A 20,233-nucleotide genomic window follows, 5' to 3' on the forward strand; every position below is an offset into this window, starting at 1 on the left:
ATGCCCAAGGTCATCATCAGCGAGTTCATGGACGAGGCCGCGATCGCGGCCGAGCTCGCCGGCCTCGACGTGCAGTACGATCCCGGCCTCGTCGACCGGCCCGGGGACCTCGCCGCCGCCGTGGCCCAGGCCGACGCCCTGATCGTGCGCAACAGGACGCAGGTGCGCGGCGCGCTGCTCGAGGCCGCCCGCGACCTCAAGGTGGTGGGCCGCCTCGGCGTCGGCCTCGACAACATCGACGTCCCGGCCTGCCGGGACCGGGGCATCGCGGTCTACCCGGCCACCGGCGCCAACGACGGCGCGGTCGCCGAGTACGTGGTCGCCACCGCGCTGCTGCTCCTGCGCGGCGCCTACGGGGCCACGGCCCGCGTGGCGGCCGGCACGTGGCCGCGCAACGCCCTGATGGGCCGCGAGATCGCCGGCAAGCGCCTCGGCCTCGTCGGCTTCGGGTCGATCGCCCGCGAGACTGCCCGGAGGGCGGCGGCCCTCGGCATGACGGTCGCCGCCCACGACCCCTTCGTGGCCGCGGGCGACCCGGCCTGGAACCCGGCCACCGGACCCGTGCAGAGCCAAGCGCTCGACGCGCTGATCGCGCAGAGCGACGTGCTCTCGCTGCACGTGCCGCTCACCGATCAGACCCGCGGACTGATCGACGCGGCGGCGCTGGCGCGGATGCCGAAGGGCGCGATCCTGATCAACGCGGCAAGGGGCGGGGTGGTGGACGAGGCGGCCGTGGCGCAAGCCCTGCGCTCCGGCCATCTCGGCGGCGCGGCGCTGGACGTGTTCGACCGGGAGCCCCTCGACGCGGCGGCGGGGGCCGTCTTCGCCGACGTGCCGAACCTGATCCTGACCCCGCACATCGCCGGGGTGACGCAGGAGTCGAACGTGCGCGTCTCCGCCGTCACCGCCGCGGCCGTGCGACGCCATCTCACGGAGCGCTGAGCCGATGCCGAACCTGACCCTGTCGGAGGCCGAGGCCCTCGCCGCCGACGCCCTCGTCCGCTGCGGCACGGCCGAGGCCGCGGCCCGGAGCGTCGCCCGCGCCCTGGTCGGCGCCGAGGCGGACGGGCTCAAGGGCCACGGCCTGTCGCGGGTCGCGCCCTACGCCGCGCAGGTCCGGGCCGGGAAGGTCGCGGGCGACGCGGTCCCGCTTGCGTCGCGCCCGCGGCCGGGCCTGCTCGCGATCGACGCCGCCCACGGCTTCGCCTACCCGGCGATCGATCTCGCCCTGGAGGCGCTGCCGGGCGTCGCGCGCCAGCAGGGCGTGGCCGCGGCGGGCATCCGCCGCTCGCACCATTGCGGCGCGGCCGGCCGCCCGGTCGAGGCCCTGGCCGAGCAGAGCTGCGTCGCCCTGCTCTTCGCCAACACGCCCGCCGCGATGGCCCCCTGGGGCGGCCGGCAGGCGGTGTTCGGCACCAACCCGCTGGCCTTCGCCTGCCCGCTGCCGGGCCGCGCGCCGATCGTCGTCGACCTCGCCCTGTCGAAGGTGGCCCGCGCCAACATCGTCGGGGCGGCCAAGCGCGGCGAGCCGATCCCCGAGGGCTGGGCCCTCGACGCGGAGGGACGACCGACGACCGACGCCACGGCCGCCCTCGACGGCACCATGGTGCCGCTGGGCGACGCCAAGGGGACGGCGCTCGCCCTGATGGTCGAGCTGCTCGCCGCCGGCCTCGTCGGCGCGCGCTTCGCCGGCGAAGCCTCCTCGTTCCTCGACACCGCGGGCGACCCGCCGGGGACCGGCCAGCTGATCCTCGCCCTCGACGCTTCGGCGCTCAGCCCGGACGCGCCGGAGCGCTTCGCGGCGCTGGCCGGCGCGATCGAGGCGCAGGACGGCGCCCGGCTCCCGGGCAGCCGCCGGCTCGGGCTCCGCCGCCGGGCCGCCGAGGGGGGGCTCGACGTGGCCGAAGCCCTCGTGGCCGAGATCCGGGCGCTGTGAGGCGTAACGCCTGTGCGGAGGGAGAACCCGTGATTGCTCCCGTCGGCAGAGCCACGTAAGCCAGAGGAGGGAGAGGTGCTGGACACAACCTTCGACGCTCTACCCACGGATGGGGCTCTGCGTCGTCACGCGATGGAACGGTCAGGCGAAGGGCAGGCAGGTTCGGGACGCGCAGACTCGGGACGCGCCGGCGCGGTCGGCTTCCGCCCGCTCTACCGGCAGGTCTACGACACGCTGCTGAAGCGCCTGGCCGACGCGGTCTGGCAGCCCGGCCAGATCCTTCCGAGCGAGGGGCAGCTCGCCGCCGAGCTGGGCGTCAGCCAGGGGACGGTGCGCAAGGCCCTCGACGCGCTCACCGCCGACAGCCTGCTGGTGCGCCGCCAGGGCCGCGGGACGTTCGTGGCCGACCACGACGACAAGCAGAGCGTCTTCCGCTTCCTGAAGCTGCGGCCGGACGGCGACGGCACCGGCATGCCCACGAGCCGGGTCACGGGGATCGCGGAGGCGGCCGCCAGCGCCGACGAGCGCGGGCGGCTCGACCTCGTGCGGTCCGCCCGCGTGGTCCGGATCGAGCGCGTGCGCGCCGTCGACGCCAAGCTGTGCGTGGTCGAGACGATCAGCGTGCCCGCCGGCCTGTTCCCGGGCATCGCCCAGATCGAGCTGCCGAACACCCTCTACAGCCTCTACGCCACCCGCTACGGCATCACGATCGCCACCGCCAACGAGCGCCTGAAGGCCGTGGCGATCGGGCCCCGCGAGGCCGAGCTGCTCCAGGTGGCCGCCGGAACCCCCGCCCTCGAGATCGACCGCGTCGCCATCGACCTCGAGGAGCGGCCGGTCGAGTGGCGCCTCTCGACCTGCCTGACGCAGGACATCCACTACCTCTCGGTCCTTCGCTGACCGGGATCCCCCCGACGCGCCGCCCCGCAGTCGAAGGCGGGGCGCGCCGAACCGGACCTCCGCTGCCACAGCCTGAACGGGGAGCGCGCGATGACCGATCGCGGAAGACGGGACTTCATGCGGCTGAGCGCCCTCGGCGCCCTCGCCGCGCTCGGGGGCGTGCCGCGCGCACGGGCGGCCGACGGGGTGACGCTGCCCTTCGGCAACGGCGAGCGGCCGCTCGTGGCCTATCCGGGCAAGCGGCCGCTCCTGCAGATGACCGCGCGCCCGCCGCAGCTGGAGACGCCGTTCGCCGTCTTCGACGGCGGCGCGATCACGCCGAACGACGCGTTCTTCGTCCGCTACCACCTCGCCGACATCCCGACCGAGATCGACCCGCAGGCCTTCCGCGTCGCCGTGACCGGGCAGGTCGAGCGGCCGCTCTCCCTGTCGCTCGCCGACCTCAAGGCGATGCCCCAGACCGAGATCGTCGCGGTCAACCAGTGCTCGGGCAATTCCCGCGGCTTCTTCGAGCCGCGCATCGCCGGCGGCCAGCTCGCCAACGGCGCCATGGGCTGCGCCCGCTGGACCGGCGTGCCGCTCAAGACGGTGCTCGACCGGGCCGGCGTGAAGGCCGGCGCCGTGCAGGTCGCCTTCAACGGCCTCGACGGGCCGGTCCTGCCCGAGACGCCGGACTTCGCCAAGGCGCTGACCCTCGACCACGCCCGGGACGGCGCGGTGCTGCTCGCCTGGGGCATGAACGGGCAGGACCTGCCCTGGCTCAACGGCTTCCCGCTCCGCCTCGTGGTGCCGGGCTACTACGGCACCTACTGGGTCAAGCACCTCGACAGCATCGCCGTCCTCGATCACCCCTTCGAGGGCTTCTGGATGAAGACGGCCTACCGCATCCCCGACAATCCCTGCGCCTGCACCGAGCCCGGCAAGGCGCCGGACAGGACCGTCCCGATCGGCCGCCTCAACGTCCGCTCCTTCCTGACGAACCTGACCGACGGCGCGCCGGTGAAGGCGGGTCCGGTCGCCCTGCGGGGCATCGCGTTCGACGGCGGTTCGGGCATCCGGGACGTCGCGGTCTCGGCCGACGACGGCCGGACCTGGAGCGCGGCCCGGCTCGGCCAGGATCTCGGCCCCTACGCCTTCCGCACCTGGACCGCGGAGGTCGATCTCGCGCCGGGCGCCCACGCCCTGCGCGTGCGGGCCACGGGCAACGACGGCGCGACCCAGCCGATGGAGCCGCGCTGGAACCCCGCCGGCTACATGCGCAACGTCGTCGAGACGACCCGCGTGCGCGCGGCCTAGAGGGAGGATCGGCATGTTCAGCACCCGCCCGCTCCGCGCGTCGGTCGTCGCGATCGCCGCCGCGCTGGCCGCGACACCCGCGCTGGCCGCGCCCGAGACCTACGCGCTGCCGGAGCCGACGGCGCAGTTCCGGCCGGCCCCGGATGCCGCGCACGCGGCCGGCTTCCAGGCCGCGCAGGAGAACTGCCTGACCTGCCACTCGGCCGACTACGTCGCCATGCAGCCGCCCCGGAAGGGGCAGGCGTTCTGGGACGCCGAGGTCGCCAAGATGATCAAGGTCTACCGGGCACCGATCACGGAGGACCAGGCCCGGGCCATCGCCGGCTATCTCGGCGCGGCCTACTGAGCGCCGAGACCGGGCAGGAGGTCGCGCGATGACCCTCAGAACCGCCGTGCCGGACCGGTCCGGGGCCGCGCCGACCGGGTCGCGGGGGGCCTCCGCCTGGGCCGGGGCGGCCGGCACCCTGCTCCCGGGCCTGCTCCTGTGCCTGGGCATCACCGCGGTGGCGCAGGCTCTGCAGGCCGGCGAGGAGCACCTGACCGGCCATCCCTACGTCGAGGCCCTGGTGCTGGCCATCCTGCTGGGGACGGCCGTGCGGACCGCCTGGGTGCCGGGCGCGCGCTTCAAGGCCGGGATCGCCTTCTCGGCCAAGCAGGTGCTGGAAGTGGCCGTCACGCTGCTCGGCGCCGCGGTCAGCCTCGGGGCGATCGTCGCCTCGGGCCCGGCGCTGCTGGCCGGCATCGTCGGGGCGGTGGCGCTGACCATCCTGGCGAGCTGCGCGCTCTGCCGCGCCCTGGGCCTGCCGGTGCGCATGGCGCTGCTGATCGCCTGCGGCAACGCGATCTGCGGCAACTCGGCGATCGCCGCGGTGGCGCCGGTGATCGGGGCGGACAGCCGGGACGTGGCGGCGGCCATCGCCTTCACGGCGGTGCTGGGCGTGCTGATGGTGCTGGGCCTGCCGCTGTTCGTGCCGCTCGTCGGCTTCAGCGAGCACCAGTACGGCGTGCTGGCGGGCCTGACCGTCTACGCGGTACCGCAGGTGCTGGCCGCGACCGTCCCGGTGGGCCCGCTCGCCACGCAGGTGGGCACGCTGGTCAAGCTGGTCCGGGTGCTGATGCTCGGGCCGGTGGTGCTGGCCCTCTCGCTCCTCGCCCCGCGCCTGCCGGCGGCGGGAGCGAGCGCCAAGCCTGCTAGCGCCCCCGGGAGCGCCCGGCGCCGGCCCGGCTTCTTCAAGCTGGTCCCGTGGTTCATCCTCGGCTTCCTGGCCCTGGCGAGCCTGCGCTCGCTCGGGCTGATCCCGGACGCCTGGGTCGCGCCGATCTCCCGCCTCGCCGGCTTCCTCACCATCGTGTCGATGGCCGCCCTCGGCCTCGGGGTGGACGTGCGCGTGCTGGCCCAGGTCGGCGGCCGGGTCACGATGGCGGTCACCGCCTCGCTCGGCGTGCTGCTGGCCATCGCCGTCCTGCTCATCCGCGGCCTCGGGATCGGCTGAGCCGGTCGCCGGCGGCGCGCGGGTGGCCCAGGCTCCGCGAGCGCGATCGCGCCGGGGAAGCGGCTCACACGCAACGGTGGCGGTCGCGTACGGCGGACAGCGATGTCGCGCGCCCGGGAGCGTGAAAGTCCCCGACGAGACGACATCATCCGGGTGCCGATGCGGACGTTGAGCGCGCAACGGGATCGGCGGTACCACGATGCCGCCGGGGCAGGATCGCGCGATCGCCGCGACGTCTGACGAACAGGCAGACGTCTTCGCGCCGAACGCGGCCGAGCAAGACGACAGCTCCGGATATGGGGTGTCCGCGGCGCAACGCCCGACGGGATATGAGTGAACCCTCCGCGCCCGTCCCGTCCATACATGCGCCGGACTGCCCGGCGCGGCACCGATATTCGGCCTCGTGAACGATGGAGATCACCGAATATTTGCGCAGAGGAGACAAATATTCGAAGCAGAGATTTGCCCCGCGCGCGGCGTTAACCACGGTTTTCAATATTTCTGAAATTCCAGGCCGCTAATATGCGGATATAACCTGGGATTGAACTGCTACAATGATGCCCCCGTCGACGAGAGCGAAGTAGCGAGACGCCGCGTTGGGACTGTATTCCAAGCTGCGGGCCGCACTCGCTGAAGATGCCCTCCTCGCGCGCGGCGTGAAGCGCTCGCTCGTCGACGGGCTGTATCAGCCGTTCGCGTCGCTCGCGGTCGGCGCCGCGTCCGGAACGATCGTCGCCACGGCCGCGGCGTTCTGGTCCGACGATCGCGCGATCACGGTGACCGCGTTCGCGGTCGGCCTGATCGGCCTCACCCGCATCGTGCTCGCTCGGATCTACCTGACGAAGGGGCCGCAGAAGCACGATCGTTACGAGCTCTGGGAGACCTACTTCTCCCTCGGCGCGTTCGCCTACGCCGCGTCGCTCGGCATCCTGTCGTTCCTCATCACGACGCGGTCGTCCAACCTCGCGCTCCAGGTCATCACCCCCACCTTCACGATCGGTTACGCCGCGGGCATCTCGGGCCGCAATGCGGGCCGCCCCCTGCTGGCCATCGCGCAGGTGCTCCTGTCGGCGATGCCGCTGTCGGCGGGTCTGCTCGTGTCCGGCGACGGCGAGCGGGCCTCGCTCGGCATCCTCTCGCTCCTGTTCGCCTACGGCATGATCGACATCACGCTCAGCACGCGCGAGATCATCGTGTCGGCCCTGGTGACGACGCGCGAGAAGGAGGCGCTCGCCGAGAAATTCCAGGCCCAGGCCAATCTCTTCGACATCGCGTTGCGCAACATGTCGCACGGACTGTGCATGTTCGACGCGCGCGGCCGGCTCCAAGTCTGGAACGACCAGTTCCTCTCGATATCGGGCATTCCCTCGAACCGCATCCACACCAATTCGACGGCCAAATCGCTGTACGCATTGAGCCGCGCCATCATCGATGAGCGGACCGCGGGGCGCGGCGCGACGCTCTCGACATTCTCGGCGGCGTCGAACGCGTTGAGGTCGGGAAACCTGGTCCTGATCCTCCCCGACGATCGCGTGGTCTCCCTGATGCAGCGGCGGACCGCCGAGAAGGGCTACGTGATCATCTTCGAGGACATCACCGAGCGGCGTCGGAGCGAAGCCCGCATCCAGCAGATGGCGCGTTACGACGATCTGACGGGCCTGCTCAATCGCAGCAGCTTCAAGGCCAAGGTCTCCCAGGCGCTGAAAGCCAGCGCCAGCAGCAAGGGCGATTTCGCGGTCCATCTGCTCGATCTCGACCACTTCAAGGTCATCAACGACACGCTGGGGCATCCGGCCGGAGACAGATTGTTGCAGATGGTGGCGGACCGGCTGCGCGGGATCGGGGCGCTGTCCGGATCGGTCGCCCGCCTCGGCGGCGACGAGTTCGTCATCGTCCAGCAATCCGTCACGTCGCCGGCCGTCGCGGAGGATCTCGCGCAGCGCGTCCTGCACGAGCTGGAGCGACCTTTCGATATCGACGGCACCCACGTCACGGTCGGCGCCTCGATCGGCATCGCGATCGCTCCGTTCCATGCCAACGACGAGGACAGGCTGCTGAAATGCGCCGATATCGCCCTCTACGCCATCAAGGGGGCCGGCAGGAGCGGGTTCAAGATCTTCCAGCACGAGATGGAAGCGGCCACGCGCGCGCGGCACGCCCTCGAGTCCGATCTCCGAGCCGCCCTGACCAACGGCGAACTGGAGCTGCACTATCAGCCGATCGTCGACGCGAGCACCGGGGCGATCGTGAGCTGCGAGGCACTGCTACGGTGGCAGCACCCCGTCTCCGGCTACATCCCGCCGTCGGACTTCATCCCGGTGGCCGAGGAAACGGGGCTCATCGTCCAGCTGGGCGACTGGGTTCTGAACGAAGCGTGCCGCGAGGCCCGGAACTGGCCGTCGACCGTGAGCGTCGCGGTCAACATGTCGCCGCGTCAGTTCGGTGATCCGCAGCTGGCCTTCCACGTCATCGGCGCGCTGAACCGCTCCGGCCTCCCGGCGCATCGCCTGGAGCTCGAGATCACGGAGAGCGTGACGCTGGGCGCGACGCACAAGATCGTCGAGACCATCCACACGCTCCGCCAGCTCGGGATCCGCCTGTCGATCGACGATTTCGGAACCGGTTACTCGTCCCTGAGCTCCCTGAGAAACTTCGCCTTCGACAAGCTGAAGATCGACCGGTCGTTCGTGTGGGACCTGGACAGGAAGGCCGAGTCGACGGCGATCATCCGGGCGATCGTCGGGATGGGAAGGAGCATCGGGATGGCCATCGTCGTCGAGGGCGTCGAGACGGAGACGCAGCTCTCCATCCTCCGGGCCGAGGGCTGCGATCTGATCCAGGGCTACGTGTTCAGTCGTCCGGTCGCCGCACCCCAGATCCGGGCCATGCTCGCGGCCGCGGAGCCCGTGACGAAGCTAGCGAGCTGACGCCGCCGGCCCCCGCGCGGTCACCGTGCGGGCCTGAGCGGCCTGGGCTTTTCCCCTGAGCCTGTCCTGAGCCAGGACGAGCCGCTCCATGATGCTCAGATCCCTGTCCGTGAGATTCATCGCGGCGGCCGCCCAGACCGAGACGATCTTTCTCAGTTCCTCCAACGATATGCGATTGACCTCCCGGGCGGCTCGATAGATCGCCTGCTGCCCGTTGCGGCGCCGGTGGTTGCCGGCGATGTACGCGCGCACGGCCGCCTCGCCCTGGCCGCGCTCGGCGAGGACGTGAACGATTCCCAGTTCGTGCATCTCCTCCGCGGTGTAGGTTCTCCCATCGAGGATCATCTCCTGAGCCCTGATGGTCCCCAGACGCCGGGCGAGGAAGCTGTAGGCCCCCATACCGGGGAAGAGCCCGAAGAGGATCTCCGGGAAGCCGAACTTGGTGCCCTTCTCGGCGATGATCACGTCGAACGAGAGCAGGCCCTCGAACCCCCCGCCCAGCGCGTCGCCCTGAACGAGGCCGATCGTGATGATCGGCAGGTTCAGCGCGTTCATGTTGCGATGAAGAACATCGACGCACGCGTTGCCGTAACCGACCAGCGCGGCCTCGTCGCCCGCGCGGATCTTGCTCGCGAACAGGCTCAGATCACCGCCGAGACTGAACACGCCGGGAAATCGTGAACCGAAGACAAAGTAGTTCAGGTCGAGGCTGCCGTTGCCGAAACCGCGCTCGATGCCATCCTGCAGGCGGCTGAAGTCGGCCAGCATCTCGGGATTCTGGCACGGGCGGCCCTGCGGGCGCATGAAGGCCCACAGGGTGCTGGTGTCGGTTTCGAGATTGACTTCGATCTGAGCGAGTTCGGAAAGGCCGTGGTCGGGAGACGAGACGGTCGGCGCGACCCGCTTCTCGCTCGGCCGCCGCGCGGCCGTCGGACGCCGTCGCAGCGGCACAGGACCAGGGTATGGCACCAAGTCTTTGGCGAGACCTGTAATAGACGCCATCGTATTCGGATCCGTTAAGTGATCCTTAACCGTATCTCAGCCGGCGTTGCGGAGCTAGGCAGCCGGAGCGGCCCTCCTCAGATAATTAAGCTTTGGTTAATGCCGGCCTTTTAGCCACCTTTGCTTGCGAGGCGGGCCTCTCCGGACGAGAGGCCCGCCGACGCCCCGGCGGCTGTCCTGCCCCTCGACCTCCACGGCCTCGACGGCGCCGGATCGGTCCTGCGGGATCGCGGACGGCAGGCGTGAAGCGGCACGCCCGCCGCTCCCGCGCGAGACCGGGTCCGCCGCGGGGACGTGCGGTCAACCGCGCGACGGACGCCTCAGCGGCACCCCGTAACGGCTCCGATGTCCGATCATGCGAGTCGACGCAATGCTCGCTGCGCCGATCGCCGATCATGACGATTGCTGTCTCCCTCCCCCGCAGTTGTATTATAGACGAGTAACATACCAATAGTTGCACAATCTTATCTGTTCGTTATAAATTTTCATGTCTATCGAGACCATGATCCGAGAGCGATTCGACGACGAGGGCGACGAGAGGCCGGCGCTGTCTCTATGGTTGACGACAGCGTTTCTCTATTTCTGCACCGCAGCTTCGACACTGAGCCTGGCCAGTAGCGGACACGACATCGCTGCCCTATGGCCGGCCAATGCCATTCTGGTCGCCCTGCTGCTCTCCCATGACAGGGTCCGATCGGGCACGGTGCTGAGCGCCGGATTGGCCGCGAACATCGCGGCCAATGTCCTGACGCGGGGCACTGTGCTCGGCCCCTTCCTGTACAGTCTCGCGAACCTCGCCGAGGTGATGTTGGCCGTCCGTCTCCTGCGAAGGACCTACGAGCAGGACACCCTGCTGCAATCCACGAGATCCGCCCTGCGGTTCCTCGCGATCGCGGGATTGCTGGCACCGGCCGCGAGCGGCGTCCTGGGAGGCTTGACGGCGCATCTCGTCTTCGGCCAGCCCCTGTTGCGCTCGTTCGGCACCTGGGTCGCGAGCGACGGCCTGGGACTCATCGTCTTCACGCCCTTCCTGCTCTCGCTGTTCCGAGGCGATTACGCGCGTGCGCTCGCGGAGCGGAGCTGGCGGGACCGGCTCGAAGCGGCCGCCTTGCTCGTCCTCGCAGGCTCGGTCGCGTACGCGACCTTCTTCTGCACCAGCCGCCCCTTGCTGTTCCTGATCTTCCCGCCCCTCATCCTGATCGCTTTCCGGCTGGGCCGCCTGGGTGTCACCGCGGCCGTGATGGTCGTGGCCGTCATCGGAGGCGTCGCAACGATGTACGGTCGCGGACCGATGGTCCTGATCGCGGCCGACGCCGTCACGCAGGCGCAGGCGTTCCAGGTGTTCCTGGCCTTCATCCTGCTGACCTGCCTGCCCGTCGCGGCGGAGGTCTCCGCGCGGGCGCGGCTCACGGCCGAGCTGGCCGCGCACGATCGGGAGATGACGAGGAGCGCCTTCACCGATTCCCTGACAGGACTGCTCAACCGGGCAGGTTTCGAGCATCAGATCGAGACCATCCTGCCCGTCAGGGCGCTGCCGCCCGTCAGCCTGATCGCGATCGACATCGATCACTTCAAGCAGATCAACGACCGCTGGGGGCATCCGGCGGGCGATCGCGCGCTCGAGACTCTCGGATCGCTGCTCGCATCGCAGATCCGCCCGGGGGATCTGGTCGCGCGCCTCGGCGGCGACGAGTTCGTGATCCTTCTCCGCGAGAGCGATCTCGCGCGCGCCCGGGCGGTGTGCGAGCGGATCCGCGCGAGCGCACGCGCCGCGGCATTCTCGACCAGTGCCGGGACCGAAGCGCCGGTCAGCCTGAGCATGGGCTTGGCCGTCGCGCGCGTGGGCGAGGGCTACGAAGCGCTGGCTCAGCGGGCCGACAGCGCTCTGTACGAGGCGAAGCACGCCGGCCGCGACGCCCTGAGATGGGCCGCCTGACTCCGAGATCGACCCTGAGCGCTCCCGCCGGCCGGCAGCCGCGGCAGCCGGCCCGCGACCTCGCGGCCGCGCGGCTCATGCCCGGACCGGCGGCGATCCAAGCCCGGCCGTTTGGCCGCGAACCGCCTGTCCCATAGGATCGGCCGATGAGACGCCGCTACCTCGTCGGATCGCTGCTGTGCGTCGCGCCGCTCGCCCTCCTCTTCGGCACGGCCGACGGGCCCGCGGGCTCCACGGCCCCCGGCCTGGTGCCGCAGGCCGAGCGCGCTGATCTCGTCCGCGTGGAGAAGGCGCAACGGCGCCTGACGCTGCTGCGCGGCGGACGCGTCCTGGCGGTCTACCGCGTCTCGCTGGGCTTCGCGCCGATCGGCCCGAAGGCGAGGGAAGGCGACGGCCGAACACCCGAGGGTCGCTACCGCATCGCGGGCAAGAACCCGGACAGCATCGCCCACCTCGCGCTGCGGATCTCCTATCCGGACGCCGCCGACCGCGCCGCGGCGTCCGCGGCCGGCGTGCCGCCCGGTGGGGACATCATGATCCACGGTCTGAGGAACGGGTTCTCCTGGGTCGGTCGCCTGCATCGTCTGATCGACTGGACGGATGGCTGCGTGGGCGTGACCAACGCCGAGGCCCGCGCGATCTACGCGCGGGTCGAGGTCGGCACGCCGATCGAGATCCGGAGCTGAGCGGGATCGGGCGTCGTCGGGCGGAGCGTTCGGGGCCGGACGGCGCGCGGCCGGGGCGCCTCAAGGCCCCGCATCCCCGGCGGCCGCGCCAGGACCCGCGGGCGGGCGCCACGGGAGCGGATCGAACGAGCGCCGGAGCGCCTCGAGGAACCGCTCCGTCCGGGCCGCGCGCGACCGCCGTTCCGAGCCGAGCAGGGCGACGACCGGCGCCGACGGCAGGGCGTAGCCTTCGAGCAGGCGCGCCAGCCGCCCCGCGCGCAGGTCGTCGGCGACATCCCATTCCGAGCGCACGATCACGCCGAGGCCCGCGAGGGCCCAGCCCCGCACCACGTCGCCGTCGTTGCTGACCAAGCCCGCATCCACCCTGACGCGGACCTCGGCGCCGTCCGCCGCGCGGAAGCGCCAGAGCGTCACGTCCTCGTCGTTCTCGCGCAGCGCGATGCAGGTGTGATCCCGCAGGTCGGCCGGCACGCGCGGGGCCGGATGCCGGGCCAGGTAGGCGGGCGCCGCGCAGAGGATCCGGTCGTTCGGCGCGAGGGCGCGCACGGTCAGGCTCGGGGTCGCCTCCCTGATCTCACCGACGTGGATCGCGAGGTCCCAGGTCTCGGACGGGATGCGGCCCAGGCGATCCGAGAGCAGCAGGTCGATCCGCACGCCCGGATGCCGCAGCCGGAACGCCGTCACGACCGGGGCCACGTAGCGGCGCCCGAAGCCGAGCGGGGCGACGACGCGCAGATGTCCGGTCACCGCGCCGACGCGCTCGGCCAGGGCGTCGGCGAGATCGTCGAAGGCGCCGAGGAGGTCGCGACCGCGCTCGGCCAGCAGCTCCCCCTCGTCGGTCAGCGTGAGGCCGCGGCTGGACCGGTCCACCAGATGGACCCGCAGCCGCTTCTCCAGGCTGCGCAGCCGCTGCGTCACGGCGGGGGGCGACACGTTCAGGCTGCGCGCCGCGGCGGCCAGGGACGGGCTGGCCGCGACCGCGACGAAGAAGCGGAGATCGTCGGCGTCGAGCATTAAGGCCGACCTTAATCCAGAATGCCGAACAGATTAATGGCGTCTGCCGGTCCGGCATGATCTGTCACCCGGCAGCGAGACAGGGAGGCGTGGACATGCCGGACACCGGAGTCGGGACGCAGGTGCCGTCAGCGGAGGCCGACGGGGCGTCGGGTCCACTTCAGACACCGTGCCTTCTCCTGGACGAGGCGCGGCTGCGCGCGAACCTCGCGGGGCTGCGGGCGCACCTGGACCGGCTGGGCGTCGCCTTCCGGCCGCACCTGAAGACGGCGAAGTCGATCGACGTCGCCCGCCTGGCGATGACCGGTCCGGCCGGCCCGGCGATCGTCTCGACCCTGCGCGAGGCCGAGTACTTCGCCGAGGGCGGGGTCCGGGACATGATCTACGGCGTCGGCATCGCCCCGCAGAAGCTCGACCGCGTCGGCGCGGTCCGGCGCCGCTGGGGTGCGGACCTCGCCGTGGTGCTCGACTCGATCGAGCAGGCGGACGCGGTCGCCGCCTGGGCCGCGCGGACCGGCGACCGTCTGCCGGTCCTGATCGAGGTCGACGCCGACGGGCATCGCTCCGGCGTGAAGCCGGCCGACGCGGCGCTGCTGGTGGCGATCGGGCGCGCGCTCGGCGCGGGGGCGGACCTGCGCGGCGTGCTGCTCCACGCCGGCGACAGCTACGGCCTCAGCGATCCCGAGGATCTCGCCGCGGCGGCGGAGGGCGAGCGCGCGGCGGCGGTGACGGCGGCCACCCTCCTGCGCGCGGCGGGCCTGCCGTGCCCGGTGGTGAGCGTCGGCTCTACGCCGACCGCGCGCTACGCCCGGAACCTCGACGGGATCACCGAGGTCCGTGCCGGCGTGTTCATGTTCGGCGACCTGTTCCAGGCCGGCGTCGGCTCCGTCGCGGTCGACGACATCGCGGTGAGCGTGCTCGCCACCGTGATCGGGCACCGCCGCGACAAGGGCTGGATCATCACCGATGCCGGCTGGATGGCGCTGTCGCGCGACCGGGGCACGGCCCGGCAGGCGGTCGATCAGGGCTACGGCGTGGTCTGCGACCGCGCCGGCCGCCCCTACCCGGACCTGATCGTCGCCGACGCCAACCAGGAGCACGGCATCCTCGCCCTGCGCCCGGGCTCCCGCGCCGCCCTCCCCGATCTGGCCATCGGCGACCGTGTGCGCGTCCTGCCGAACCACGCCTGCGCGACGGGCGCCCAGTACGACCGCTACCACGTCCTCGACGCCAACGGGCGGGTCGCCGCCGTCTGGCCGCGCATCAATGGCTGGTAGGCGGCGCCGACCGTGACGTCGCGGATCGGGCGCCTCGCGAGCGCCCGGCGGCGCCGGACGCGGCGGGAGCCCGCCCGGACACCGCGAGGCGCGTGACCGCCGCCCTCCTCGGGGCGGCGCATGCCGCCCGCGCGCACTGACGCGCGCACTGACGCGCGCTCCTGGCCCCGTCGGCGCGGCCCGAGGCCCCCGGCACCGACGCCGCCCGATGCGGCGCCCGATACGGAAGGAGAAGCCCATCATGACAGCCCACCGGTTCGACGCCGTCCTGTTCGACCTCCTGACGGCCCTGCTCGACAGCTGGTCCCTGTGGGACTCGGTCGCCGGCAGCACGGAGGCTGGCCGCCGGTGGCGGGCCGAGTACCTGCGGATCACCTACCGGACGGGGGCGTACCGGCCCTACGAGGATCTCGTGGCCGAGGCCGCCACGGCGGTGGGCCTGCCGGGCCGCCTCGCGGCGGACCTCGAGGACCGCTACGGCGAGCTCCGGCCCTGGCCCGGCGTGACGGAGACCCTGCAGGCGCTCGCGGCGCGCTCCGTGCGGCTCGGCGTCGTGACCAACTGCTCCGAACGTCTGGGTCGCATCGCCGCCGGCTGCCTGGGGGTCGAGCTCGACGCGGTCGTCACGGCGGAGCGCGCCGGGTTCTACAAGCCCGATCCGCGTCCCTACCGGCTGGGACTGCAGGCCCTCGGGGTCGAGCCGGCGCGCTGCCTGTTCGTCGCGGGCTCGGCCTTCGACCTCGTGGGCACGGCGCAGGTGGGGCTGGCGACGTACTGGCACGACCGCGTGGGCATGGCGGCCCCGGACGGCGCGTCGCCCCCGCTGGCGCACGAGACCACCCTCGATCCGCTGCGCGCCTGGTTCGATCCGGGCGCGCGCTGACGCCGACCTTCTCCGGGCGCGGTGGGGGGAAGGCGGGGCGGGCGACGGGCCGGCAGAGGGCACCTCCCGACCCGCGCGAGGCGACCGCATGTGCCGGCGCGCACCGGGCGGCCCGGCGCGAGCTTTGCCTTTCGGCCGTCGCCCGGTCCATGTAGCCGCCCATGATCCGCCTCATCCCCAGCCTGCCCGCGGCCTACGTCATCGCGCGGGTGGTGTGGCCCCTGCCGGTGCCGCTCGCGCTCAGGCTCGGCCTCGCCGGGCTCCTCCTGGTCGCCTCCCAGTACCACCTGTGGAGCCGCCTCTCCTCCGGGTCGGTCTTCGCGCCCGAATTCCCGCGCCCGATCGTGATCCTGTTCAACTGGGCGTTCGGTGCGATCGCGCTGGCGGCGGTGATGCAGCTCGCCCTCGATGCCGTCGCGCTGATCTCGCTGGCTCTGCCCGGAGGCGGCTGGGCGATCCCGACCGCCTGGCGCATCGCGGTGGCCTCGACGGCCGCGGGCCTCTCGGCCGTCGCTGTGTGGCAGGCCGTGCGCGTGCCGCCCCTGAAAGACGTCCCGGTCGCGATCGCGGACCTGCCCCCCGGCCTCGACGGCTACACGATCCTGCACCTGACCGACTTGCATATCAGCCGCCTGTTCCCGGCCGCCTGGGCGCGGGCCGTCGTCGCGCGGGCCGACGCCCTCCAGGCCGACCTGATCGTCGTGACCGGCGACTTCATCGACGGTTCGCTGGAGGCTCGGCGAGACGACGTCGCGCCGCTGCGGGCCCTGCGCGCGCGCGACGGTGTCTGGGCCGTGCCCGGCAACCACGAGTACTTCTTCGACCACGATTCCTGGATGGGCCATCTCGCGGGCCTGGGGATCCGCGTCCTCGCCAACACCCACACGATCCTGAGGCGCGGGGGCGACGCGCTGGTGCTGGCCGGCGTCACCGACCGCTCCGCGCCCGCCACGGGGCATCCGGGGCCCGACCTCGACGCGGCCCTGGCGGGCGCACCGCCGGGCGCGCCGATCGTTCTGCTGGATCACCAGCCGGCCAACGCCGCGCGGGCCGCGGCGCGCGGCGTCGCGCTCCAACTCTCCGGCCACACCCACGGCGGCATGATCCGCGGCCTGGACCGGCTGGTGGCGCGCGGCAATTCCGGGTTCGTCTCGGGGGCGTACCGGGTCGGGGCCATGCGGCTCTACGTCAGCAACGGCACCGGGCTCTGGCCCGGCTTCGCCCTCCGGCTCGGGCGTCCGTCGGAGCTGACGCGGATCACCCTGCGGGCAGCCACCTGACGCGCGCGCGCCGCCGCGCGGCTTCCCGCACGGGTCAGCGATCCAGGCCCGGGAGGTCCCAGCGCCGGCCGAAGCCCGCATCGCCGGACACTCGGCTGTTTCCCCCGGGAGGGGCCATGTTCTTCGGAACGGCAACCCCGGGTCGCTGCCGGATCGCCCCCGCTCGGAAGCTGCCGGCCGGCTCGCGGGAGAAGAGCGGTGAGAGCGGCCCCTAGGCGCGTGCCGGACAGCGCCAGCCCCAGGACGAAGCCGGGCCTCGACGAAAGGTCAGGCCATCGCACCCTCGATTAAACCTTCTCGTCGTATCCCCCGGATACCATCTTGGGTCCGGCGAGGTCGAACAGTGCTGCAGGGGACCATATCGAATACCCAGCGCGAGGCACTCCGCCAGCAGGCGCTGGCCGAGATCGCCCTCCTCGACACGCCGCCGGAGCGCGAGTTCGACGCACTCGCCAGGCTCGCGCAGCGCATGCTCGGCACCGGCATGTCCTCGATCACCCTGATCGACCCGGAGCGCCAGTGGTTCAAGGCGCGTTGCGGTCCCTTGGCGGCCGAGACGCCGCGTGCCCAGGCGTTCTGCCCCGTCGTGTTCGAGACGGAGGCTCCGCTGATCGTGGCGGATGCCAGCCTCGACCCTCGCTTCGTGGCCAGCCCCTTCGTCACGAACGCCCCGTACATCCGCTACTACGCGGGCGTGCCGGTCCGCGTCCGGCAAGCCGACGGCGACAAGATCACGATCGGCACGCTCTGCGTCCTCGACGAACAGCCCCGCGAGCCGACGACGACAGACCTGGATGTGCTCGAAGAGTTGGCCTGCGTCGCGGAGGCGCTGATCGAGGCGCGCGCCGTGGCCCTGCGCGCAGCCGAGGCTGCCGAAGAGCGCCGGATGGCCGTCGAGGGCCTGGAGCGTGAGCGCCGCCAGTTCAAGCAGGCGGAGCGCATGGCCGAGATGGGCTCGTACCGCTACGATATCGAGACGCGGTCGACTTCCTGGTCGGACGGCGTCTTCGTCATTCACGAGCTGCCCGTCAGCGGCGGTGTGCCGATTGGCGCGATCATGAACTTCTTTCCCGAGCCCGATCGCGCCCTCTTCCGCGCGGCCGTAAGGCGCGTGCTGGACACGGGCGAGCCGTTCGAGATGGACGCCGATTTCGTGACCGCCAAGGGCAATGCCCGGCGCGTGCGGTGCTCCTGCGAGATCGAGTTGGTCAAGGGTAAGCCCGTCGCCCTCATCGGCCTGATCCAGGACATCACCGAACGGCACAGCCTGGAGCAGCGTCTTCGCCATCAGGCGCGCACCGATGACCTGACGCAACTCGCCAACCGAGCCGAATTCCACCGCGCGCTCGACGCGCGGCTGCGCGAGGCGCGCGCTTCCGACGACGATGTGGCTGTCCTCCTGATCGACCTCGACGGCTTCAAGGGCGTGAACGATCGCCTCGGGCACGCGGCCGGCGACGAGGTTCTGCGTTGCGTAGCCGAGCGGTTGCGCGCGCCCTGCTACGCCGGTTGCTTCCCGGCACGGTTGGGGGGCGACGAGTTCGCGATCCTGGTGCCTGCCGGCTGCGATGGCGCGGGCGTGCAGGCGATGGTGCGGCGCCTCCTGCACGACCTCGAGATGGTCGTGAAAGGGCAGGGTCAGATCGCGCGGGTGACGGGAACGATCGGCCTCGCGCGGTCACGAGAGGCCGGACAGGACCGCGACGTGCTGCTGCGCCACGCCGACGCGGCCCTCTACGCCGCGAAGCGTAAGCAGAAGGGGACGGCTGAAACCTACTCGGCCGCGACGGATCAGACTGCCACGCCGGTTCGCGGCGCGTCCGCTCTCGAGTTGGCTCCTCACCGACGCCTCTGACGCGGAGTCGGCCACACGACCCTCTGGCCCGGGTCCGGCGGACGAGGGCGCAGACGGGATGGGCGAAGGCGCGCGGAGATCGTCGCGCCGCCCCTTAGCGGTTGGCGAGGCGGCGGAAGCGCGCCGACCACGCCGGCGTGCGCGACGATCCAGCGGTGGCGTCCGAGATCCTCGCTGCCCTCGCCGCCGCGCCGTGCGATGCGCGGCGCGATGCTGCGGGATCGGCACGGGTGCCGGGAGCGACCCGGCCGCGACGAGGAGCGTGGCTCAAGAGGCCGTCACCACGCGGCCTGGAGGCCTGCGGTGAACACCTGGGCGGTGGCGCCCGGGCGGACGTCGCCGGTATAGCCCACCGACAGCCGCACGCCCGCGGCGACCGCCCCCGTCAGGCTCACCCCCAGAACCGCGCCGTCCCGGCCCAGCGCGCTCGTCCGGCCCGCGAACCCCGCCCCGAACACGCTCGAGCGAACCACCGCCGCCGTGTCGGCCAGCTCGTGCGCCCAGTACGCCCGACCCTCAAGGCGCAGATCCGGAATGCCCGCCAACGCCCAACTCGTCACCCGCCCGCCGACCAGGCTGCGCGCCGCGTCGAGGTCGGCCACCGCGAAGCCCTGCCCGCCGAAGCCCTGCCCGACCAGACCGCCCCGCTCGGACACACGGCCCCGCGTCAGCCGATCGTAGCTGAAGCCCACCTCCGGCACGACCTCGACCGGCAGGCCGGTCGCCAGCGCGTAGCCGGCAAAGCCCGACACCCCGCCGTTCCAGCCCGACGACAGCCCGGACGCCTGCGATACCGCCGCGCCCAGCGCCACCGTCCGGTCGACCCGACCGTCCGCGTACGACACCCCCGCCGTGCCCCGCAGAACCACCGCGCCGAGTCGCGTGCTCGCGTAGAGTGTGCCGCCGTAGCTGTCGGTGGTGAACCGGCCCAGACCCGCGCCGCGCGACGTGCCGCCCTCACGCAGGTAGCTGAACGCCCCGCCCACCCGCGTGTCCGCGCCGACCTGGCGGTCGACGCCCATCAGCAGCCCGCCGGCGTCGAACCCGGCCCCCGCGGCCGCCCGGTCGCCGGCGCGCGCGCCGAACCCGTACAGCGCGTCGGCCCAGACCCGGCCCTCGCCCACCGCCAGCGCCGGCTCCGCCGCCCCGGCGCCGCCGCGCACCTGCAGCGCCGTGCGGTTCGGGCCCGGGCCCGGATCGCCCGCGCTGAACGCGCTCGCGCCCCCGCCCAGCCCGCGCTGGTGCCGGTCGATCGTGTCGGCCAGCAGCCGGCGCGCGGCGAGGTCGGTCATCACCGCGTCGCCGTAGCTCTGGCCCGACAGGCTCGCCAGCCCGCCCGGCAGGGTCGCCGGGCCGGCCGCGTAGAGCGGGTCGAACACCCGCGCCCGCGCCGCGTCCGGCCGCGTGCCGGCGGCCGGGCGGGCGAGGTCCAGCGCCGCGCCCACCGCCCGGGCGTTGCCGGTCTGGGCGAGGCCGAGACCTATGAGGTTGCCGTAGGCGGCGGGCGTGACCACGAGGTCGAGGCCGGTGGCGGCGTAGAGCGCGTCGAGGCGCGTGCCCGCCGGCAGGCCCGCCGCCGGCTGGGCGAGCCCGGTGAACGAGCCCGACAGCCCGGCCTGCGCGGTGAGCACGCCGAAGCGCTGGCCGAGGGCGGGGGTGAAGCTGTTGCCCGCGTTGCCGGTGATGCCGCGCAGCTCCGGCACCAGGGTGCCGTTGGCCGAGACCGTGCCGGTCGGGCCGAGCGCCAG

Annotated in this window: 16 protein-coding genes and 1 pseudogene; 13 read left to right on the top strand and 4 right to left on the bottom strand. The window is 72.4% G+C overall.

The window, feature by feature from the left end; genetic code table 11:
* The 7 genes from BMY19_RS11615 to BMY19_RS11645 all read left to right on the top strand — a co-directional run bounded on the left by BMY19_RS11615 (nucleotide 1) and on the right by BMY19_RS11645 (nucleotide 8,552).
* On the top strand, nucleotides 1–942 hold the full coding sequence (locus BMY19_RS11615) for a hydroxyacid dehydrogenase (protein WP_100251797.1): 942 nt from the start codon (nucleotides 1–3) through the stop codon (nucleotides 940–942).
* A 4-nt stretch (nucleotides 943–946) separates the two neighbouring features.
* Complete coding sequence (locus BMY19_RS11620; RefSeq protein WP_100251798.1) at nucleotides 947–1,936, top strand: Ldh family oxidoreductase; 990 nt, start codon at nucleotides 947–949, stop codon at nucleotides 1,934–1,936.
* Nucleotides 1,937–2,011: 75 nt separating this feature from the next.
* Nucleotides 2,012–2,836, top strand: a complete 825-nt coding sequence (locus BMY19_RS11625) for a GntR family transcriptional regulator (RefSeq protein WP_100251799.1) — start codon at nucleotides 2,012–2,014, stop codon at nucleotides 2,834–2,836.
* Between the two features lie 90 nt (nucleotides 2,837–2,926).
* A complete protein-coding gene (locus BMY19_RS11630) occupies nucleotides 2,927–4,132 on the top strand; it encodes a SorA family sulfite dehydrogenase catalytic subunit (protein ID WP_091681707.1) in 1,206 nt (401 codons plus the stop codon).
* A 13-nt stretch (nucleotides 4,133–4,145) separates the two neighbouring features.
* Nucleotides 4,146–4,478, top strand: a complete 333-nt coding sequence (locus tag BMY19_RS11635; protein ID WP_091928611.1) for a SorB family sulfite dehydrogenase c-type cytochrome subunit — start codon at nucleotides 4,146–4,148, stop codon at nucleotides 4,476–4,478.
* Nucleotides 4,479–4,506: 28 nt separating this feature from the next.
* Complete coding sequence (locus BMY19_RS11640) at nucleotides 4,507–5,625, top strand: YeiH family protein (protein WP_082557994.1); 1,119 nt, start codon at nucleotides 4,507–4,509, stop codon at nucleotides 5,623–5,625.
* 596 nt (nucleotides 5,626–6,221) lie between these two features.
* Nucleotides 6,222–8,552 (top strand): putative bifunctional diguanylate cyclase/phosphodiesterase, encoded by a 2,331-nt coding sequence (locus BMY19_RS11645; RefSeq protein ID WP_100251800.1) that lies wholly within the window; start codon nucleotides 6,222–6,224, stop codon nucleotides 8,550–8,552.
* Here BMY19_RS11645 and BMY19_RS11650 read toward each other — a convergent pair.
* Nucleotides 8,541–9,554 carry a crotonase/enoyl-CoA hydratase family protein gene (locus tag BMY19_RS11650; RefSeq protein WP_100251801.1) on the bottom strand — a complete coding sequence of 338 codons (1,014 nt, stop codon included), beginning with the start codon at nucleotides 9,552–9,554 and terminating at the stop codon, nucleotides 8,541–8,543. The two genes, BMY19_RS11645 and BMY19_RS11650, sit on opposite strands and share 12 nt — an antisense overlap.
* A gap of 487 nt (nucleotides 9,555–10,041) precedes the next feature.
* Between BMY19_RS11650 and BMY19_RS11655 the strand changes: the two genes are divergently transcribed.
* Both BMY19_RS11655 and BMY19_RS11660 read left to right on the top strand, forming a co-directional pair.
* Nucleotides 10,042–11,490, top strand: a complete 1,449-nt coding sequence (locus tag BMY19_RS11655; RefSeq protein WP_100251802.1) for a GGDEF domain-containing protein — start codon at nucleotides 10,042–10,044, stop codon at nucleotides 11,488–11,490.
* Nucleotides 11,491–11,636: 146 nt separating this feature from the next.
* Entirely contained in the window at nucleotides 11,637–12,176 is a 540-nt protein-coding gene (locus tag BMY19_RS11660) for a L,D-transpeptidase family protein (RefSeq protein WP_100251803.1), read from the top strand.
* Between the two features lie 60 nt (nucleotides 12,177–12,236).
* Here BMY19_RS11660 and BMY19_RS11665 read toward each other — a convergent pair whose 3' ends face one another.
* On the bottom strand, nucleotides 12,237–13,190 hold the full coding sequence (locus tag BMY19_RS11665; protein WP_100251804.1) for a LysR substrate-binding domain-containing protein: 954 nt from the start codon (nucleotides 13,188–13,190) through the stop codon (nucleotides 12,237–12,239).
* A 95-nt stretch (nucleotides 13,191–13,285) separates the two neighbouring features.
* Here BMY19_RS11665 and BMY19_RS11670 point away from each other — a divergent pair, with 95 nt between their 5' ends.
* From BMY19_RS11670 to BMY19_RS11685, 4 genes are all read left to right on the top strand, one after another.
* The gene (locus BMY19_RS11670) at nucleotides 13,286–14,467 is read left to right on the top strand and encodes an alanine racemase (RefSeq protein ID WP_100251805.1); all 1,182 of its coding nucleotides are present in this window, start codon (nucleotides 13,286–13,288) and stop codon (nucleotides 14,465–14,467) included.
* A 241-nt stretch (nucleotides 14,468–14,708) separates the two neighbouring features.
* Entirely contained in the window at nucleotides 14,709–15,350 is a 642-nt protein-coding gene (locus tag BMY19_RS11675; RefSeq protein WP_100251806.1) for an HAD-IA family hydrolase, read from the top strand.
* 161 nt (nucleotides 15,351–15,511) lie between these two features.
* The gene (locus BMY19_RS11680; protein WP_100251807.1) at nucleotides 15,512–16,630 is read left to right on the top strand and encodes a metallophosphoesterase; all 1,119 of its coding nucleotides are present in this window, start codon (nucleotides 15,512–15,514) and stop codon (nucleotides 16,628–16,630) included.
* A 358-nt stretch (nucleotides 16,631–16,988) separates the two neighbouring features.
* Nucleotides 16,989–18,485: a diguanylate cyclase domain-containing protein gene (locus BMY19_RS11685; protein ID WP_244534897.1), complete on the top strand. Its 1,497-nt coding sequence runs from the start codon at nucleotides 16,989–16,991 to the stop codon at nucleotides 18,483–18,485.
* Between the two features lie 97 nt (nucleotides 18,486–18,582).
* Here the strand turns inward: BMY19_RS11685 and BMY19_RS11690 are convergent.
* Nucleotides 18,583–18,712, bottom strand: a pseudogene (locus tag BMY19_RS11690) (IS5/IS1182 family transposase); the annotation flags it as partial.
* A 51-nt stretch (nucleotides 18,713–18,763) separates the two neighbouring features.
* A partial coding sequence (locus BMY19_RS11695; protein WP_139215630.1) for an autotransporter outer membrane beta-barrel domain-containing protein occupies nucleotides 18,764–20,233 on the bottom strand: 1,470 nt, incomplete at its 5' end.

Source organism: Methylobacterium sp. UNC300MFChir4.1 (assembly GCF_900110155.1).
Classification (GTDB): Bacteria; Pseudomonadota; Alphaproteobacteria; order Rhizobiales; family Beijerinckiaceae; genus Methylobacterium.

Excerpts from the sequence above, each read along its gene's own strand:
- BMY19_RS11650 (WP_100251801.1), bottom strand. The coding sequence starts at position 9,554 with ATGGCGTCTATTACAGGTCTCGCCAAAGACTTGGTGCCATACCCTGGT.
- BMY19_RS11630 (WP_091681707.1), top strand. The coding sequence starts at position 2,927 with ATGACCGATCGCGGAAGACGGGACTTCATGCGGCTGAGCGCCCTCGGC.
- BMY19_RS11660 (WP_100251803.1), top strand. The coding sequence starts at position 11,637 with ATGAGACGCCGCTACCTCGTCGGATCGCTGCTGTGCGTCGCGCCGCTC.
- BMY19_RS11640 (WP_082557994.1), top strand. The coding sequence starts at position 4,507 with ATGACCCTCAGAACCGCCGTGCCGGACCGGTCCGGGGCCGCGCCGACC.
- BMY19_RS11615 (WP_100251797.1), top strand. The coding sequence starts at position 1 with ATGCCCAAGGTCATCATCAGCGAGTTCATGGACGAGGCCGCGATCGCG.
- BMY19_RS11680 (WP_100251807.1), top strand. The coding sequence starts at position 15,512 with ATGATCCGCCTCATCCCCAGCCTGCCCGCGGCCTACGTCATCGCGCGG.
- BMY19_RS11620 (WP_100251798.1), top strand. The coding sequence starts at position 947 with ATGCCGAACCTGACCCTGTCGGAGGCCGAGGCCCTCGCCGCCGACGCC.
- BMY19_RS11670 (WP_100251805.1), top strand. The coding sequence starts at position 13,286 with ATGCCGGACACCGGAGTCGGGACGCAGGTGCCGTCAGCGGAGGCCGAC.
- BMY19_RS11635 (WP_091928611.1), top strand. The coding sequence starts at position 4,146 with ATGTTCAGCACCCGCCCGCTCCGCGCGTCGGTCGTCGCGATCGCCGCC.
- BMY19_RS11655 (WP_100251802.1), top strand. The coding sequence starts at position 10,042 with ATGTCTATCGAGACCATGATCCGAGAGCGATTCGACGACGAGGGCGAC.
- BMY19_RS11665 (WP_100251804.1), bottom strand. The coding sequence starts at position 13,190 with ATGCTCGACGCCGACGATCTCCGCTTCTTCGTCGCGGTCGCGGCCAGC.
- BMY19_RS11675 (WP_100251806.1), top strand. The coding sequence starts at position 14,709 with ATGACAGCCCACCGGTTCGACGCCGTCCTGTTCGACCTCCTGACGGCC.